The organism is Thiofractor thiocamini, assembly GCF_055384375.1.
The window spans coordinates 1,181,202-1,195,908 of sequence record NZ_AP042389.1 but is presented as its reverse complement, the minus strand read 5'-3'; the positions used below and the strand labels follow the sequence as shown (position 1 = coordinate 1,195,908).

General features: G+C 35.8%; 13 protein-coding genes. 3 read left to right on the top strand and 10 right to left on the bottom strand.

The genetic code is table 11. The annotated features are described in order from the left end of the window. Positions 1-5: 5 nt before the first annotated feature. The gene (locus tag ACZ47B_RS05990; RefSeq protein WP_464893637.1) at positions 6-416 is read right to left on the bottom strand and encodes an Hpt domain-containing protein; all 411 of its coding nucleotides are present in this window, start codon (positions 414-416) and stop codon (positions 6-8) included. Between the two features lie 143 nt (positions 417-559). Between ACZ47B_RS05990 and panB the strand changes: the two genes are divergently transcribed. The 3 genes from panB to ACZ47B_RS05975 are packed head-to-tail and all read left to right on the top strand — an operon-like array spanning position 560 to position 3,343. Then, a complete protein-coding gene (gene panB, locus ACZ47B_RS05985) occupies positions 560-1,297 on the top strand; it encodes a 3-methyl-2-oxobutanoate hydroxymethyltransferase (protein WP_464895710.1) in 738 nt (245 codons plus the stop codon). Between the two features lie 2 nt (positions 1,298-1,299). Then, positions 1,300-2,301 carry a Holliday junction branch migration DNA helicase RuvB gene (gene ruvB / locus ACZ47B_RS05980; protein ID WP_464893636.1) on the top strand — a complete coding sequence of 334 codons (1,002 nt, stop codon included), beginning with the start codon at positions 1,300-1,302 and terminating at the stop codon, positions 2,299-2,301. 10 nt (positions 2,302-2,311) lie between these two features. After that, the gene (locus ACZ47B_RS05975; protein ID WP_464893635.1) at positions 2,312-3,343 is read left to right on the top strand and encodes an AI-2E family transporter; all 1,032 of its coding nucleotides are present in this window, start codon (positions 2,312-2,314) and stop codon (positions 3,341-3,343) included. On the opposite strand, the gene ACZ47B_RS05970 is transcribed toward ACZ47B_RS05975, so the two are convergent. The 9 genes from ACZ47B_RS05970 to ACZ47B_RS05930 form a co-directional block, all read right to left on the bottom strand. After that, positions 3,340-3,825, bottom strand: a complete 486-nt coding sequence (locus ACZ47B_RS05970; RefSeq protein ID WP_464893634.1) for a permease — start codon at positions 3,823-3,825, stop codon at positions 3,340-3,342. The two genes, ACZ47B_RS05975 and ACZ47B_RS05970, sit on opposite strands and share 4 nt — an antisense overlap. Next, the gene (locus ACZ47B_RS05965; protein WP_464893633.1) at positions 3,822-4,232 is read right to left on the bottom strand and encodes a permease; all 411 of its coding nucleotides are present in this window, start codon (positions 4,230-4,232) and stop codon (positions 3,822-3,824) included. Before ACZ47B_RS05965 ends, ACZ47B_RS05970 begins: the two co-directional genes overlap by 4 nt. A 34-nt stretch (positions 4,233-4,266) precedes the next feature. Continuing rightward, the gene (locus ACZ47B_RS05960; protein WP_464893632.1) at positions 4,267-6,282 is read right to left on the bottom strand and encodes a dynamin family protein; all 2,016 of its coding nucleotides are present in this window, start codon (positions 6,280-6,282) and stop codon (positions 4,267-4,269) included. Continuing rightward, a complete protein-coding gene (locus ACZ47B_RS05955; protein ID WP_464893631.1) occupies positions 6,279-8,585 on the bottom strand; it encodes a dynamin family protein in 2,307 nt (768 codons plus the stop codon). The genes ACZ47B_RS05960 and ACZ47B_RS05955 overlap by 4 nt, the downstream gene beginning before the upstream one ends. Positions 8,586-8,898: 313 nt before the next feature. Next, entirely contained in the window at positions 8,899-9,627 is a 729-nt protein-coding gene (locus ACZ47B_RS05950) for a fumarate reductase iron-sulfur subunit (protein WP_464893630.1), read from the bottom strand. Continuing rightward, complete coding sequence (locus tag ACZ47B_RS05945; protein ID WP_464893629.1) at positions 9,620-11,620, bottom strand: fumarate reductase flavoprotein subunit; 2,001 nt, start codon at positions 11,618-11,620, stop codon at positions 9,620-9,622. The genes ACZ47B_RS05950 and ACZ47B_RS05945 overlap by 8 nt, the downstream gene beginning before the upstream one ends. After that, on the bottom strand, positions 11,620-12,411 hold the full coding sequence (locus tag ACZ47B_RS05940) for a fumarate reductase cytochrome b subunit (protein WP_464893628.1): 792 nt from the start codon (positions 12,409-12,411) through the stop codon (positions 11,620-11,622). The genes ACZ47B_RS05945 and ACZ47B_RS05940 overlap by 1 nt, the downstream gene beginning before the upstream one ends. 189 nt (positions 12,412-12,600) lie before the next feature. Continuing rightward, positions 12,601-13,422: a prolipoprotein diacylglyceryl transferase gene (gene lgt / locus ACZ47B_RS05935; protein ID WP_464893627.1), complete on the bottom strand. Its 822-nt coding sequence runs from the start codon at positions 13,420-13,422 to the stop codon at positions 12,601-12,603. A gap of 5 nt (positions 13,423-13,427) precedes the next feature. Beyond that, complete coding sequence (locus ACZ47B_RS05930; protein WP_464893626.1) at positions 13,428-14,705, bottom strand: (Fe-S)-binding protein; 1,278 nt, start codon at positions 14,703-14,705, stop codon at positions 13,428-13,430. Positions 14,706-14,707: the final 2 nt, after the last annotated feature.

The following is a 14,707-nucleotide window of genomic DNA, read 5'->3' as shown; positions in this document are numbered from 1 at the left end:
TTTGTTTACTTTTTTTCTAATTCTGTAGGTATTTTTATGATATTTGGATCGAGTTCACTGAATTCTTCGGCATCATTTTCAAAATCTTCTTTGTATCTTTCAAACTGATCTTTAACCGATAGCATCCAATCTATAAAATTATCATTTGCAGGACCCTCGAGTTCTCTCGCTTCCTCCAGGACTTCTTCAAAAAGAGTAGCGAGTTTCAAGACCGGTTCCACTTTTAAAAATGCCGCGGCAGATTTTATATTGTGAGCAATTCTGAAAAGTTCCTCTATGTTTTCTCTATACTGCTCTTTTTTTGCCGAGTAGATGATGAGATTTTCCATCTGATAAGTCATGACGCTGTAGTGCAGTATAAAGTCATCAACTATATCATAGTCATAGTTGTCAAACAGTTCTTCTCTTATGCCCACAATAACACCTTCATTTCAATATTGATTGATATTATATCATTTTTTAGATAAAATCAATAATCTAAAAAACCCAAAAATGAAAAAGGGAAATAGTGAAAGAGATAAATATAAACAGCATCAAGTCTTTTAAGTCAAAAAAAAAGATGGCGATGATAACTGCATATGATGCTTTGATGGCGAAACTGTTCGATGATATAGTGGATATAATTTTGGTAGGTGACAGTTTGAGTATGAGTTTTGGGGGAGCTGATGATACCCTTGAGATAGGTATGGATGAGATGATATATCATACCAGATCAGTCTGTAGAGGAGTAAAGAGAGCATTAGTGGTATGTGATATGCCATTTGGCTCATATACAGATAAAAAAGAAGCATTGAAAAATGCCGTTAAAGTCTATAAGCACACCAAGGCGGATGCCATCAAACTTGAAGGCGGAAAAGAGAGGGCTGATATCATAAAAGAGTTGACGAAAAATTCTATAGCAGTAATGGGGCATATAGGGCTTATGCCACAATTTGTAAGGGCCGAGGGCGGTTACAAAGTCAAAGGAAAAAACGATAAAGAGATAGAAAAACTCATAGAAGATGCAAAAGCCTTAGAAGAAGCAGGAGTGTTTTGTATCGTACTCGAGGGGGTAAAAGCCAAAGCGGCAAAAATGATAACCGAGTCGGTAAATATCCCAACCATAGGCATCGGCTCAGGCAAAGATACAGATGGTCAAGTACTCGTTTGGAGTGATATGCTGGGATTTTTTGATGAATTTAAACCCAAGTTCGTAAAAAGATATCTAAATGGAGCCGATTTGGTTAAAAATGCCGTAAAAGAGTATGTAAAGGATATTCAAAACGGTGATTTTCCTTCCCGGGAGTATTGGTACTGATAATGGATAGAGTTGTTGAGATAGAAAAGTTTGAAAATGAGAGCCAGTATGAAGTTACTTTAAGACCATCAAGCTGGGAAGAGTATGTAGGGCAAGAGAGGATAAAGAAAAATCTTAAAGTTTTCATAGAGGCCGCCAAAAAAAGAGAAGAAGCACTTGATCATACTCTTTTTTTCGGACCTCCCGGACTTGGAAAAACGACTTTGGCATATATCATATCAAACAAAATGGAAGCAAATATCAAAGTAACTACCGCTCCCATGATAGAAAAAGCCGGTGATTTGGCAGCAATTTTGACAAATCTCGAGGAGCAGGATATCCTTTTTATAGATGAGATACACAGACTCTCACCTGCGGTCGAGGAGATACTCTATTCGGCGATGGAGGATTTTAGGCTCGATATCATCATAGGAAGCGGACCGGCAGCTCAAACGATAAAGATAGATATCCCGAAATTCACTCTTATAGGAGCGACAACCAGGGCGGGCATGATAAGCTCACCTTTAAGAGACAGATTCGGGATGCATTTTAGGCTTCAGTTTTATAATGATGCAGAACTTGCAACTATCGTGAGATTGGCTTCGAAAAAGTTACATATAGGATGCAAAGATGATGCGGCTTTGGAAATCGCAAAAAGAAGTAGGGGTACACCCAGGATCGCTCTTAGACTTTTAAAAAGAGTAAGAGACTTTGCGGAAGTTGCGGGAGATGAGAGCATCACACTGGATACGGCAAGATATGCACTTGATGAACTGGGTGTAAATGACATGGGGTTTGATGAGCTTGATGTAGGGTTTTTAAAAATCTTGCTTGAATCAAGAGGAAAGCCTTTGGGGTTAAATACCATAGCCGCAGCCCTAAGCGAAGATGAGGTAACCATAGAAGATGTCATAGAGCCTTATTTGCTTGCAAACGGGTATATCGAAAGAACGGCAAGAGGCAGGGTTGCAACACCCAAGACTTATGACCTGTTTAAATTAAACAGCAAAAATACGCTTTTTTAAAGGAATGTAATTGCATCAAAAAGATAAAAATTTTCTAACCCTTATGACACTGTTGATGGCAGTACTGGTCGTGTACTTATACAAGCCGTTTTTGATGACTATCATTATCGCAGTCTTGCTTAGCATTGCAACTTACAGTGCTACAAAAAAATTTGTCATGATCACAAGAAGCAAAGTAGCCGGAACACTGATATCAACTTTTATAATGTCTATACTATTTTTCCTGCCCATTATCTACTCGGTCAATACACTTGTGCAATACATAAATCACTTCGATGTGAGCTATATAGAGAAAATATCATCATACCTGACCAATCTTCATTACAAGCTTCCTGCGACACTGAGTAGTTTTCAAGGATACTTTGATGATTTTATCTCCAAAATAAATGTTGAAAACATAAGTGGCTTTATACTTCCCTATGCCACTCAATTCGGTAAGATGAGTGCCGGCTTTTTAAAAGATATGTTCTTGATAGTCATATTTTTCTTTTTTATAAACCTTTATGCTAAAGAGCTTGTAAGATATTTTAAAACGGTTCTTCCAATGCAAAAAGAAGAAGTTGATGAAATATTTTCACAAATTACAGACGTTATGAATGTCGTTTTCTACTCCATATTGACAACGGCGATACTTGAAGGATTTTTGTTTGGTATCATAGGTAAAGTCTACGGGTATGACGGATTGTTGCTTGGTATATTGTACGGATTTTCTTCTTTGATCCCTGTTGTAGGAGGGATTATAATGTGGCTTCCGATATCTTTGTATGAGTTAGCCGTAGGTCACACGAAAGAGGCTATCTTTTTTGCGGCATATTCCATCATAGTCATATCTATCATAGCAGATACTTTTTTAAAACCTATGATCATAAAATACATCAATGAGAGATTTTTTAAAACAAAAACCATGATAAACGAGCTTTTGGTATTTTTATCCATTCTTGCGGGGCTTTCTACTTTTGGTTTTTGGGGTATGGTTTTGGGACCGGCGATAACCACTCTTTTTATATCAGTGCTTAGTGTCTATAAAAAGATAGAAGATTAAACTCGTAATTTTTCTACTTTTTCGATAATAATACCCTGTAATATAGAACCTAAAATGATGTACGTATTTAAAATTATAGTATATCCCAACCCAAAGTATCCTATCATGATGGGCAAAAGGGGCAACTTTACAGCCCTTGCATAAAAGAACATGCCTATAAGTGAGTCTCTTAGTCCCTTTTTCTTCAAATCCTCTATAAGTGGATACCACGCATACATAGGTCCATGGCTCAATACCCCGGCACTTAGTGCGACGATCCATGCTTTTATACCGCTTTCACGTGATAAATGTCTTGATAACTCTTTAGGGTTGACAAAGTAATTGATAAGCGCGGTAAGCAAAATGACCAAAAGCAAGATAGGTGAAATTTTTAAAAGTAGCAGCATGGAACTTTTAAATGCAAGTTCGGCTTTAAAAGGAAAAAAGATCAGTAAAACTCCATATATAAAAATGATTATCTTTAAAAACCTTGTTCCTTTCATCCTATAATCCTCAAAGTCCATACGGTTAAAACGGATATGATAAAAGTAAACACAAATGCCAAAATATTTCTAAGCACCGTAAATCTCATGCCAAGTACGGATGCTTCAAGCGGCAATTGTACGATACCAAGAGTTACCCATGCAAGTATGAATGCACTGACACCGTAAAGAGATACTCCGTCTTTTAAGAGTTCGCCTCCAAGTATATAGCTTATGATAGCTTGACCTACGGCAACCGCACCCGCTATCAACCCTATAAAAGTATCATAAAAAGAGTTTTTAGCAAAAAGTGATGAGAGCATTGAAGGAGTGATAAATGCCTTAAAAATCCCGACCAATCCTATAATGCCCAATATCATAGGTGAAATGGATAGAAAATTTTTAAAAGATTTTACAAACGTATTCATCACATCTCCTTGCTGTGTGATTATATAGCAAATATTATTTTATTTTTCTGAGGATATTTTCGATTTTGTCTATTTTTTTAGAGTACATATCTTTTTTGCTTTGGATGAATTTTTCCTTTTCTACCAGGAGAGCTGTAAAATTTTTCTGTAATTCCTCTATGTTTTTATACAGAAAATTCCTTTTTGATTTTATGAAGCTCTCAAGCTTGTTGAATGAAAAATGTATCTTTATCTGTTCTGTTATCTCTTTGTCAGAGGGTTTATATATCTTGAAATTTAGCGGATCTTCTTCAAAAAAAGCGATCGATTCGTAAATCCTTCTTTTAAAAAATGCTACAGTTGTTTTTGTCGCATTTTGATAGTTAAATTCCAAAGCACCTTGTATATAGCCAAAGTCATACTCTAGTTTGGCTATACTTTGCATATTTGTATCGCTAAAATCTTTTAAAATCTTTTCGTAAACTCCCCCGACAAATCTTCTTAAATTTGCAAACTCTTTGTCACTTGATATTTCTCTATTTTTGGAAGTATGCTCGTAAAGATTTTGCCAAGATTTTATATCATTTTCCAACTTTTCATATAAAGAAACGATATCATTCTTTGCATTTTGTTCACTCTTTTTCAAATCTCTTATAACTTTTTTCAAAAGTTTTTCGATTTTTTCATCATCATAAAAAAGATTTTTATATATATTTTCACTATCGAACCACGGCATCTCGTAAGGGATTTTTTCTATGTGATGTTTAGATAAAAGAGAGCCTTTTGTTTCATGATATCTGTATTTGGTAGAACTGTTTAAGTTTGAGTATATTTCGTTGCTTATGAGTAGCATGATCTTTTCAAGTTCACTATAAGCCATATTTAGCTCTTTGGTATATCTAATTTTTGGAGTTTTGAAAAATTCATCCAAATTTTTATGATATTTTTGTAAAATACGCGATAGTTTGTCAAAAACGGTTACAATGATCTTGTACTGCTCTATAAGTATATCACAAATTCCAAGTATATCATTTTTTATAGATGTCTCTTTAGCCTTGTTGGCATAAGGTCTTATCTCGTTTTCTATAAAATCTATGACGCTATTTATATTTGAATCTTCCAAAAGTTTCAAATTTTGGCTAAAATCAGCATCCAGTATCTCATCAATATTCTGTTTAAAATCCTCATACTCCTTTGCGAAAAATGATATATCGTTTTGTATCCTCTCTTCCAACTCTTTTTTGAAAACTTTTGAGAGTTTATCTATGTTTTCCTGTATGATTTGATGTTTGTCATTTTTTCTGGCTTTCAAAGCCAATTTTGCCGAGATAGGGATAACTTCATCAAAAAAATCTGAGAATTTTTCTTTTATATAGGCTATCGTTTTTTCTAACTCTAGGTTGGAAAACCTATCTTTTTGGTTTAAGACGCAAAGTGACTTGATATTTGAATTTTTCAAGAGTACATTCAAGGCTTTTTGCTCGCTTAGTTTTCCCGCGTTGTCTATGAGAGTGAGCCAAATAATTCCGTCAACATCTTTTAAAACATTCATCGTCGTTTTTGTATCATCGACGGATTGGGAATTTAACCCAGGAGTATCTACGAAAGTTATATCTTTTAAAGTATCATATGGAACGTAAAGTGTCAAGTATTTGATATCTTTGGTGTTTTCTCTCTGGTCCGTAAAATTTTTTAACGCCCCTACGGGATGAAACTCTATGCGACCGTCATTGTAATGTATCTCAAGCTTGTACTCATTGCCGTATTTTATGAAATTTACTTTTGAAGTTACCGGAGTTATGCCTGTGGGTAGTATCTCTTTGGATATCAAAGCGTTTAAAAAAGTGGATTTGCCACTTGAAAATTGTCCTGTTATAGCTACTTTCATGGGCTCGTTTGCTCTAATGGAGAGCTTGTTGAGGACGTTTATCAAAGTAAGTGAAGGATAAAATTCATTTTTTGTAAGCTCATTTTTTACATATTTTATTTTATCTATTATATTGTCACCGCATTCTATCTCTTTGCGGTTTATGTCATTGAACTCTTTGACAAAAATTTTCAGTATTTTCAAGATGTAACCTTTGTCAATTTCTCGTTTAGTTTTCTAAGACCTGTTAATTTTTCATAAAGCTTACCGGTTTTTTCATTTTTTTCTTTTTGCGAAAGAGTTGTCTCTTTTACTCTTTGTTTAAGTATTGACTCTTTTTGAGTTATTGATTTTTGCAATTTTTTTAAAGGTTTGTCCACCTCTTTAGTATACTCGTTAACTCTTTTTTTATCCAGAGATTTCAGCATTTCATCCAAAGAATCTTTTAAATCATCCAAGTGTTTTCTTATAAGACTTGATAATTCCTGCTGGAATTTATCCATATTTTTTAGTTTTGCACTTTTAAGCAAGGTAGAAATCTTTTGGGTTACAAGGGTATTGTTGCTCAGTATGATTTTATCTACAAATTCATTATCAAGTTTCCAGTCATATTCGGTATCGATATCCAAAGAGATATCTTCAAACCTGCTTGAGAGCTTTTCTTTGGAGGATGATATCTGTTTGAAAAGAGCATAGTTATAATCTCTAATTATATCAAAAAGTCCGTCTTTTTTCCCGCTTTCAAATATATAGGTTATCCTTTCAAGTTTGGGGAGTGATTTGTTGTTTTTTAGCTCATATCTGATGTCATCGACAATTCTTTGCGTTAACAGCTCTCCAAGAGAAGATATTTTGTCAAAAACTATCTTTTTTGATATTTGTAACTGTTCTTTTATGTAGAAATTTTCTATTTTTATTTCATTTTCAATATCTTCAAACAGTTTTTTATTTTTCTCTTTTTGGGCTTTTAAGATTTTAACTAACTCTTTGATTTCTTCATCCGATTTTGTTAAGAGCTCCAGTTCAAGAGTGATCGCTTCAATCTTGCTTGATATGATATCCAATAGTTTAAGTTTTACCGAGTTTATGAGGATTTGATTTTTTTGGTTCTCTTTTCCAAAGATCAGGGTTTTAAGAAGATTTTCGACTTTCAAAATACCACTTCTTTCATATCTTTGCTTATCTGCTTGATCCAAGAGTGCCATCTTTGCACTAACTGGAATAAATTCCAGTTTCGAGATTAAAAAATCATATTTTTCACCCTTGTTGATATTTCGCAAAACTTTTTTGATACTCTTTTTTGTATATTCTAAAACTTCATCCAGCTCTTCTTTGTTTACGGTATCGGCTTTGGTTAGAATTATGATAAGCTTGGAAATATTGTGATAAAGCACAGTATCGATTATAAAATTTATGTCACTCATGGTGGCTGCCTGGTTGACATTCATCAGGTGCATAAGAGTATCGCATTTGCCAAGATATGATCTTGTGATCTCTTCTCTTTGGATAACCGGATCATCAAGTCCCGGAGTATCGACTATCTCTATACCCTCTTTTAAAAATTCCACATCACTATAAAGCTCTATGTCTCTTACCAAGTTACAAAATTTTGAGGCATCATTTGCTGAAGTATAACGTGAAAGTTCACCGGTGTTTATCTTGATAGTTCTGTTTTTGGGTTGTATATATTTTTTTAAATCATTGCCGAAAAAATTTTTGGTTTCTTTGACGAAATCCAAGATGGATTTCAGATGCTTTGCTTGCTGTTCAATTTTATCCCACTCTTTTTCATTCCAAAACCTAACGATAGCTTCTTTATTTTTTGCATATTTGATGATAGTCAGACTTGCTGTTTCAGGCACTACGGAAGTGCCAAGTAGACTTTCTTTCATAAGTGCATTTAAAAGTGTCGATTTGCCGGCGTTTATGATACCGGTAACTCCGATAGAAAATCTCTGTCTGTCAAATATATCTCTAAGATCATCCAAGTGTTCATTTGATATCTCTTCATACTCTTTTACGAGTTTTAGGATCATATTTTTTTGAGTATGCAAAAAATCCTGTTTTTTTTCTCTCGGTTGATCATCTTTTGGTACCAAATGTATCGAATGAGAACTTTTTTTCTTTATGATGATTTGAACTATATTGGCAAGCTTGTTATATTCTTCTGTGGTTATGATGCCACTGTTTTTCAAAAAAATAAAATATTCCAAAAGGAGCCCGAGCTCTTTTTTGGAAAGTTTTGATATAAAAAATTCAAAGATATTGTATTGGTATTCGTATATGTCATCCAAGTTGGTAGTATGGCTTTTAAAATAATCATCGATAAACTTTTGAAAAATAGGAGTAGATAGAAAATTGTTATAATTTTTCCTATTTACCGCTAAAAATATAGCCGCAATTTCTAAAAAATCATTTTCAATCTTAAGTTTTAGATTTAAAAAGCAGTGTTTTTGATGATATCTTATGCCATGGTAAAGTAGAAAATAATCTTCAACTAGATTCAATGGACTTCTCCTAATACCTATAACCATAAACAGAAGCCAAAGAGAGTGTACATTGGTGCAAAACATACTTGAGAGCTTAGTTATTCTAAGTTGAAAGTAGGTTTTGTGCCAAGGTGCGCTCTATTTGGCTTCCCTTCGGGCTTTTTATATCTGTCTATATGCCGCGTTAGAACTACTTGAAATAGAATGACTATTGCTTCGCAGTTCTGCCTTGCCTATAAACAGATATAAAAAGCTGTTTAGGGTTATAGGTATTAGGAGAAGTCCAATAATTCTCCCCTAAGTTGCCGCACTTTGCAGTGCGGCATTTATGCTATCTAAGTTCTACTAGTTTTCTTCTCATGTAGGCAATTTTAGTCTGTAGAGGCAGATTTTTAGGACAGTTATCTTCACATCCTAGAAGTGTCATACATCCAAAGATTCCATTGTCATCACCGACCAACTCGTAAAAATCCTCCGTAGTTCTTTCATCGTGAACATCGACTTCAAACCTAGCAACTCTGTTTAGACCTACTGCGCCTACAAAATCGGGTCTCATTATCTTTGTGCCGCAAGCTGCTACACATATACCGCACTCTATGCATCTGTCAAGTTCAAAAGTTTCTTGCGCACTTTCTGGCTCGACCCTCTCTTCAAGTCTTGCGATATCAACTTTTTTAGAAGAGTGTATCCAGCTTTCAACCCTTTCACACATTCCGTGCATCCATTCTCCTGTATTGACCGACAAGTCTTTTAAGAGCCTGAAAGCAGGCATCGGAAGTAGCTGTATCTTGCCATCTTCAAAATCACTTGTCAAAGTTTTACATGCAAGTCTAGGCTTACCGTTTATCATCATGCCGCAACTACCGCAGATACCGGCTCTACACACAAAGTCAAATGACAAATCCGAGTCAAGATGCTCTCTTATATAATTTAATGCGACAAAAAGAGTCATACCTGGAGTCTCTTTTAGTTTATACTCTACAAAATGCGGCTTTGAAGCCTTTACCTGGGGATCGTACTTTAACGCGGTTATGGTTAATTCTCTTCCTTCATTACTCATCGTCATCTCCTAAAGGCTCATTTAATCTTTCATTTTTTCTTTTATATTCAGGTTGTAATTCAAAATGCATCAAAGCATCCTGTATCTCCCATCTATCTTTTCCCTCTGTTTCCATTTTTTCTCTGATGGCATCAACTTCTTCCTGTCTTTTTGCACTCAAAGGATTTTCTATGATCATACCTTTTCTACCATAGCCTCTAAAGGCAGGAGGCATTTCCATCTTCATTATATCAAGAGGTTCATAAGTAAGTATAGGCTCATTGTCATCTTCAAATCCCCAGGAGGCCAGAGTTCTTTTTAGCCAGTTCGCATCGTCTCTTTTTAGGAAATCTTCCCTGTAGTGAGCACCTCTGCTTTCAGTTCTGTCTCTTGCTCCTTTTGCCACGCAAAGTGCTATCTTTAACATTTTAGGCAATCTATAAGCATTTACAAGTTCAGGGTTGAAGTCTGTATTTTTATTTTTAATGGATATTTTTTTACTTTTGATATAGAGTTCTCTCAACTCTTCAACGGCTTCCTCAAGCTCACTTCCAGTTCTAAAGATACCGACTTTTTCATCCATTATCTCTCTCATTCTTCTTCTTATATCATAAAGGTTTTCACCACCGTCATTGTGGATGATGCCGTCGATATAATCCTGTTGTACTTTGATCTGTTGTTTGATGAAGTCCGTATCAAAATCTATATCGACTTTTTCACAGTGGTCAGCCATGTAATTTCCAACTATCATGCCTGATACAACAGTTTCAGATACTGAGTTGCCACCAAGTCTGTTGAAACCGTGAAGATCCCAGCATGCCGCTTCACCGCAGGCAAACAAACCTTCCATGTTGTAAGCAGCTCCTGTTGGTTTGACTCTTATGCCACCCATTGAGTAGTGTTGCATAGGGCGTACAGGTAACCATCCTTTTTTGCCTTCATCAGCCGGATCGATACCATTGAAAGTTTTGGCTATATCTTGAACGTCACGCAAGTTTTTCTCTATGTGTTCTCTTCCTAGTATTGATATGTCAAGCCACAAGTGAGGACCATATGGAGAAGGTACACCTTTACCTTTTCTTATATGCTCCATCATTCTTCTACTTACGACATCTCTACTTGCAAGCTCTTTTTTCTCAGGCTCATAATCAGGCATAAACCTGTGTCCGTCAACATCTCTTAGGATACCTCCGTCACCTCTACATCCTTCTGTTAAAAGAATGCCTGAAGGAACTATCGGGGTAGGGTGAAATTGGACTGCTTCCATATTGCCAAGATATCCGCCTGCTTCAAGTGCTATAGCTTGACCTATACCTTCGCATATGACCGCATTTGTGGTATTTTGATAAATTCTTCCGTATCCGCCGGTCGCTATCAAAGTCGCTCTTGCCACATAGGCTGAAAGTTCACCGGTTACCAAGTCTCTTACGACCGCTCCGTAACATTTGCCGTCTTTGTTGATGATAGATATGGCTTCTTTTCTATCTTCTATATTTACACCATCTTTTATAGCTTCGTTGGCAACACCGTAAAGCATGGTATGACCGGTAGCATCTGATGTAAAACATGTTCTCCATTTTTTGGTACCGCCAAAGTCACGTGATTGGATAAGTCCGTGAGCTTTTTCATCTTCTACTATAGTCGTTCTTTGAGCATTTATGACAACATTCCTGGGGCCTTTTTTTATCCTTGTCCATGGAACTCCCCAAGCTGCCAACTCTCTTATGGCTTTAGGAGCGGTAGTAACGAACATTCTTGCAACTTCCTGATCGCATCCCCAGTCGCTTCCTTTTACAGTATCTGCAAAGTGGACATCTTCATTGTCACCCTGTCCCATTTTGGAGTTTGCCAAGCTTGCTTGCATACCCCCCTGGGCTGCTGCAGAGTGAGATCTCTTTACAGGAACAAGTGATAGTACCACCGCATTCAAACCTCTTTTTTGGGCAACGACCGCAGCTCTAAGACCTGCCAGTCCTCCTCCGATGATCAAAGCATCATGATAAACAACTTTCATTATGCTACCTTTCCGTTTTTATTGTATTGTATGGATATTGATGAAGTAGGGACATATCTTTGTCCATATTGATGTTTGTGTGCGATACCTATCTTGATGTAAGCAGCCAGTGAAAGCACACCTAAGGTTAAAAATATGACCGTAACCACTTTTTTAGCTTTTTTTAGATTTGCTCTTGTTTGTTTTGGATTGTCACCGTCAAACCAGCCCCATTTTACACAAAGTCTGTAAAGTCCTATGGCACCGTGAAATTCAACCGCCAAAAGAAGGAGTATGTAAAGTGGCCAAAACCAGTCACTGACAACTCTGTCACTTGATGCATAAGGCCCGATTTTATCGGCTTTTGTCATAATGGTATATAAATGGACCGAGCCCAAGAAAAACATCGCAAATCCTGTATAAGCCTGGATAAACCACATCTTGGTATCATCATGACCCATTAGATTCATGCTAGTCTTAAAAGTTTTATATTGTCTATAGTTTATAGGAAACTTTCTCATAGCAAGTCCTGCGTGAATGATAAAGATCATAAAAACCACAAATACGGAAATGCTAACTAAGATAGGTTTGCCTTCACCAAATATAAACTTACCTTCAAACATCTTTGTGATGTCATACATGGCATTGTTGCCTAAAAGTATAGACGATACAAAGATCATATGTGCCCACATAAAAAGTCCTAAGAACAATCCTGTCGCACTTTGATAAAAATCAAGTTTAGCAGGAATTCTACTCTTTTTCCTCTCTTCGCTTACACCTGTTAAGCTTTCTATAATGTCAGCCTTTTCCAAAGCAGATCCTTTATATTGATTTTGTCCTTACACAACCTATACATTGTTGAAATATAGGGAGCCAAAGGACATAACTTAAGAGTATTTTACTCTTTAAAATATAAATTTTGTTTTAAGTTCAAGGCTTTTTTTGATAAAATTAATATTTTAGGGGTCAGGTGATTAGTTATTAGATTTTTTTTACATTGTTTAAACATTTGAAGATGTTTTTTGTTTTTTGTAAGCATAAAATAGCACGGAGACCGCTATCATTAGAAGAGAAAGAAGTTGTCCCATTGTCATCCATCCACAGCATATAAAACCAAGCTGGATATCCGGTTGCCTGTAGAATTCTGCAATAAATCTGGCTATCCCATACAATATACCGTATAATATGATAAGTTCTCCATCAAATTTCTTATGTTTTCTGTATAAAAAGAGAAGTATAAATACCAAAAATCCCTCAAGGAATGCTTCATAAAGTTGTGAAGGATGTCTTAAAACACCATCGACATATATCCCCCAAGGCTCATCGGTTACTCTTCCTATAAGTCTTTGGTTTAAAAAGTTGCCAATCCTTCCAAATATATATCCAAAAGGTACGGCAATGGCTACGATATCCATCAAAAGCCAAAAATTCGTTTTGTATTTTTTAACATAAAGATAGCTTCCAAGCAAGAAGCCTATGACTGCACCATGGTAACTCATACCACTGATACCTACGAACTTGCCATCCATAAAAGGATTGAATATCTGCCAAGGATGAGTCATATAATACATAGTATGAGGGTCATAAAACAGTATATATCCAAGCCTTGCGCCAAGTATAACCCCTATCTCAACCCATATGAAATAATTGTCAAGTTCGGACTGTTTGATAGGTAATTTGTCGTATCTTACGATAAGTTTTGCGACATAAAGAGCAGATAAAAGGGCTAAAACATACATTATACCGTACCAATGTACTGCTATACCTCCTATGTTAAATGCTATAGGTGAGAAATTTTGATATATATGATTCCAGTATTGCATTTTCTTTACCCATCAATCGCTTCAGCGATTAATTCTATCGGATTTTTAAAAATCACCTTTGAATCATTGTAGTGAAGTGAGTTTGTTATCTGCATTCTGCATGCACTACACTCCGCACTGACTATATCAGCACCACTGTTATCTATCATGGCGGCTTTTGGAAGGCCTGCTGCTTTTGCAAGATGAAATTTCTCACTCTGCATGGTAACTCCGCCAAATCCACAGCATCTGTTTGGATCACTCATCTCTTTTATGGTATAGTTCTTACCTATAAGCTCTCTTGGCTCTTTAAAGATCCCTTGCATTTTTTTGGCATGGCATGGATCATGGTAAGTGATGATTTCACTCATTTTTTTACCGTTTTTTTCCAAAATTTCAGAAAGATTCGTTTTTTGTTCAAGCCATTGGGTTGCCATATAGATTTTTTTGTTTAATTTTTCCACTCTTTCTTTCCACTCAGGTTTATCGTGAAAAAAGTGTAAGTAGTCTTGTTTAAGCATAGCTGAACAGGTAGCCTCAGGAACTATGATGGCATCTACATCATCTATAAAGCTTTCAAAGTATTCTATATTGTGTTTTGCCAAGTAATCAACAGTATCGAAATCACCGGTAAAGTATGCAGGTGCTCCACAGCATAACTGGTTTTTGATAAGATAGGTATCAACTTCCAGAGTTTTTAAAATTTTTAAAAGAGCTTTTCCAATATCCGTATAAGTATAATTTGCAAGACACCCTATAAAAATGGCAACTTTTTGTTTCCCGCCGTTTTTTATCACTTCGGGATATGAGTTAAGAAAAGTTTTTGACTTGGCACTTGGTAAAAATCTATCCTTTTTTATGATAGGCAATGAAAATCTAGGCTCCATGGCACTTTGTTTTTCATGTATTTTAAACCCGCATGTTTGAAATACATAACCGAATTTTGCCAGTAGATCCATCACTTTTCTGTGCCTTAAGAGATAAAAAAATAGTTTTTTATACCATGCAAGTCCATACTTTTGTCTTATATCATCTCTGACTTGTTCGATAACCATATCCACAGGCAAGTCATTTGGACAGATTTCAGTACAAGCTGTACATAAAAAACAACTCTCAAATATATCTTTTGCATTTTTATCAAGTTCAAGATCATCTTTTTGATAAGCACTCAAAAGGTCCAAAAACCCCCTTGGTGATGTTACCTCATCTGCATTTACATTGTGAATGGTGCAAGTGGGGATACATTTACCGCATTTTATGCACTGATCGCCTACTTTGCTAAATATATCTTTTGTGGTTTTCAATC